This window comes from Mesorhizobium sp. M7D.F.Ca.US.004.03.1.1, assembly GCF_003998635.1.
GTDB classification, from domain to species: Bacteria; Pseudomonadota; Alphaproteobacteria; order Rhizobiales; family Rhizobiaceae; genus Mesorhizobium; species Mesorhizobium loti.
On sequence record NZ_RZQG01000616.1, the window covers coordinates 1 to 3,625 of the forward strand.

Genomic DNA, 3,625 nt, shown 5'->3' on the forward strand with positions numbered 1-3,625 from the left:
ATCCAGGCCAAGGACATGAAGAAGGCGCGCGAAGTCGCGGCGCGCATGCGCACCGGCAATGTCTACATCAACTATCCCCAGTGGGACGCCGGCCTGCCGTTCGGCGGCTACAAGCAGTCGGGCAACGGCCGCGAATATGCCGAATACGGGCTCGAGGATTTCCTCGAGATCAAGGGCATCGCGGGATATGAGGCGGCGGAGTAAAACGGGTCGGGGCGCGCCACGATAAGTGGCGCGCAACTTTCTGGATCTGGGCCAATCGCCCGAAGTTGGCGCTGCCCCTCACCTGCCTGCCGGCATCCTCTCCCCGTATAGTGACGGGGAGAGGGACGCTGCCATCGCCGGTTTCGCCAATCACCAGCGTTGCAAGTAGGGCGCCAGCGTTGCGGCTAGCCCCTTCTCCCCGTCACTATACGGGGAGAAGTGCCCGGCAGGGCGATGAGGGGCGGCGCTGGCCTCGGCGATTGGTGGTCCAAGGTGGAACCGATCATCGGTGCGAACCAGTTTGCCTTGTGCCTCGCAACGCCGTTCCTTGCCAATTGGCAAATACATGCTATATATCTGCCAATAGCGAGGCAACAAATGCAGCTTCAGTCCATCGTCACCACGCCTGCCACGGTCGGCAGCGTCATCTCGGATGACGAGGCGGGCGCCTTGGCGCGCACCACGGTCAACCTGTTCAAGGCCTGGAATCTCACGGATATGGAGGCCTGCATCCTGCTTGGCGGTATGTCGGCTCGGACCTGGGCGCGTTGGAAGACTGGGGCGAAAGAAGGCGGCATCGGCAGGATCGACCGCGATCTGCGCACCCGCATGGCGCACCTGATGGGCATCCACAAGGGCCTGCGCTATCTGTTCACGGAGCCGGCGCGCGGCTATGCCTGGATACGCAAGCCCAATGCCACCTTCGGCGGCCAGTCGGCCCTCGACCTGATGCTGCGCGGCGAAATCTCCGATCTCTCGGCGATGCGGGAATGGCTCGATGCGGAGCGTGGTGCATGGTGAGTGGGCTTGCGGTCCGTCGCCGCGTCGACTGGCACCAGACCTTCCGCATCATCCGCTCCATCCATCCGCCCATCGACCTCTTCGAGGACGTTGCCGACCCGCGCGACTGGGAGGCGCTTGCCGCCGTCGAGGCGAAAACGAACCCGCGCATCCGGTTCGAGATCGGCGACCTCGGCAAGGTGTCGGCCGCAAGGCGGATTTCCGGTCCCGGCGCGAGCTTCGTGATGGCGCCCTTCGTGCATTGCTCGACGCTCAGGCCAGGCCGTTTCTCGGATGGCAGTTACGGGATCTACTATGCCGGCGACAGCGAGGAGGTGGCGCTGGCCGAGACCATCCACCACCATCAGAAATTCATGGGCGCCACCAACGAGGGGCCGGGCTGGACAGCGGATTTCCGCGTGCTGATCGGCGGCGTCGACCGCAGCCTCGATGACGTGAACGCCGTGCCAGGCGTGCTCGACCCGGACGACTACACCGCCTCGCAGGCGGAAGGGCGGGCGTTGCGGGCTGCCGGCAGCGATGGGCTGGTGTGGAACAGCGTGCGCATGCCGGGCGGCGGCTGCATCGGCATCTTCTGGCCTGATGTCATCCCCGTTCCGGTGCAGGGCCGGCACTACAGCTATCACTGGGATGGCGCCCGCGTGGACTTCGTGCGCCAGCACGATACGGGAAAGGTGCTGGCCGTCACCTGATGGCGGGCGGACACGCTTTACAGATCGCGGGGAAGCCGATATCCATAAATCCAAGGATTCGGATATATGGATAAGAAAGACACTTTGAATGCACTGGCCGCACTTGGCCAGGAGACGCGGCTGGATGTCTTCCGGCTGCTCGTGCGCGCCGGGCCGGAAGGCATTCCGGCTGGCGAGATCGCGACAAGGCTGGACACGGTCCAGAACACCATGTCAGCGCATCTGAAGGTGCTCGCCCATGCCGGGCTGATCCGCCCCGAACGCGACGGTCGGATCGTGCGCTACGTCGCCGACATGACCGGCTTGCGCGACCTGCTGGCCTATCTGATGGAAGATTGCTGCAATGGCGCGCCGGAACTCTGCCGACCCGTCATCAATGCCGTGACCTGCGACTGCTGAGGGCAGCGATGACTGCCTGGATATTCAACATCTATCGCGCGCCGTCCGAACAAGGAAAGCCATCATGACCGATCACGCTCTGAACGCGAGCGACACAGCGCGGCCCGGCATCGGCTTCGTCGAGAAATATCTGACGGTGTGGGTGGCGCTCTGCATCGTCGCGGGCATCGCGCTCGGTCATCTGCTGCCGGGCGTGTTCGGCGCCATCGCCTCGGCCGAGATCGCTAGGGTCAACATTCCCATCGCGGTGCTGATCTGGCTGATGATCGTGCCGATGCTCTTGCGCGTCGATTTTGCATCGCTGGCCAGGGTCGGCACCTACTGGCGCGGCATCGGCGTGACGCTGTTCATCAACTGGGCGGTGAAACCGTTCTCGATGGCGCTGCTGGGCTGGCTCTTCGTCGGCTGGCTGTTCCGGCCCTGGCTGCCGGCCGCGCAGATCGATTCCTACATTGCCGGGCTGATCATCCTTGCCGCGGCCCCGTGCACGGCGATGGTGTTCGTCTGGTCGAACCTGACGCGCGGCGAGCCGAATTTCACGCTGTCGCAGGTGGCGCTCAACGACGCGATCATGATCGTTGCCTTCGCGCCGATCGTCGGCCTGCTGCTCGGCCTGTCGGCGATCACCGTGCCATGGGGCACGCTGATGCTGTCGGTCGGGCTCTATATCGTAGCACCGGTGATCGTCGCGCAACTGGTTCGGGGCCGGTTGCTGGCGGCAAGCGGGCAAGGCGGGCTCGATGCGCTGCTCGCCGCGCTGCAGCCCCTGTCGCTGGTTGCCCTTCTGGCGACGCTGGTGCTGCTGTTCGGCTTCCAGGGTGAGCAGATCATCGCGCAGCCGCTGGTGATCGTGCTGCTGGCGGTGCCGATCCTGATCCAGGTCTATTTCAACTCCGGCCTTGCCTATCTGCTCAACCGGGTCAGCGGCGAACGCCACTGCGTGGCCGGACCATCGGCGCTGATCGGCGCGTCGAATTTCTTCGAGCTGGCGGTGGCCGCCGCGATCGCGCTGTTCGGGCTGAATTCGGGCGCAGCCCTTGCCACCGTGGTCGGCGTCCTCATCGAGGTTCCGGTCATGCTGTCGGTGGTGTGGATCGTGAACCGCAGCCAGGGCTGGTACGAAGAGGGCGGCGCCGTCCGCAGCACGATGTCCAGCGAGAAGGCCGCGCGATGACCATAACCATCTACCACAACCCCGATTGCGGCACCTCGCGCAACACGCTGGCCATTATCCGGCAGTCCGGCGAAGAGCCGGAGGTGATCGAATATCTGAAGACGCCGCCGTCTCGCGAAAGGCTGGTCGAACTGATCGCGGCGATGGGCATGACGCCGCGCGACCTGCTGCGCGAGAAGGGCACGCCCTATGCCGAACTCGGCCTTGCCGACCCGAAATGGTCCGACGAGAAGATCCTCGATTTCATGCTGGCGCATCCGATCCTGATCAACCGGCCGATCGTGGTCAGCCCGCTCGGCGTCGTCCTGGCGCGGCCCTCGGAAAAGGTGCTGGACATCCTGCCCAACCCGGAGAT

General features: G+C 64.7%; 6 protein-coding genes. All 6 read left to right on the top strand.

Translation table 11 applies throughout. From position 1 onward, the window contains the following. Positions 1-204, top strand: a 204-nt coding sequence (locus tag EN935_RS26485) for an aldehyde dehydrogenase family protein (protein WP_127373775.1), incomplete at its 5' end; no start/stop codon positions are given. Positions 205-582: 378 nt separating this feature from the next. Further along, entirely contained in the window at positions 583-1,005 is a 423-nt protein-coding gene (locus EN935_RS26495) for an MbcA/ParS/Xre antitoxin family protein (protein ID WP_109661358.1), read from the top strand. After that, positions 999-1,697 carry an RES family NAD+ phosphorylase gene (locus EN935_RS26500; protein WP_127262665.1) on the top strand — a complete coding sequence of 233 codons (699 nt, stop codon included), beginning with the start codon at positions 999-1,001 and terminating at the stop codon, positions 1,695-1,697. Before EN935_RS26495 ends, EN935_RS26500 begins: the two co-directional genes overlap by 7 nt. A 66-nt stretch (positions 1,698-1,763) precedes the next feature. After that, positions 1,764-2,096 (top strand): metalloregulator ArsR/SmtB family transcription factor, encoded by a 333-nt coding sequence (locus tag EN935_RS26505; RefSeq protein WP_109660381.1) that lies wholly within the window; start codon positions 1,764-1,766, stop codon positions 2,094-2,096. Positions 2,097-2,205: 109 nt separating this feature from the next. Beyond that, on the top strand, positions 2,206-3,270 hold the full coding sequence (arsB, locus tag EN935_RS26510) for an ACR3 family arsenite efflux transporter (RefSeq protein WP_164757556.1): 1,065 nt from the start codon (positions 2,206-2,208) through the stop codon (positions 3,268-3,270). Then, a partial coding sequence (gene arsC / locus EN935_RS26515; protein WP_127373776.1) for an arsenate reductase (glutaredoxin) occupies positions 3,267-3,625 on the top strand: 359 nt, incomplete at its 3' end. The genes arsB and arsC, both read left to right, overlap by 4 nt.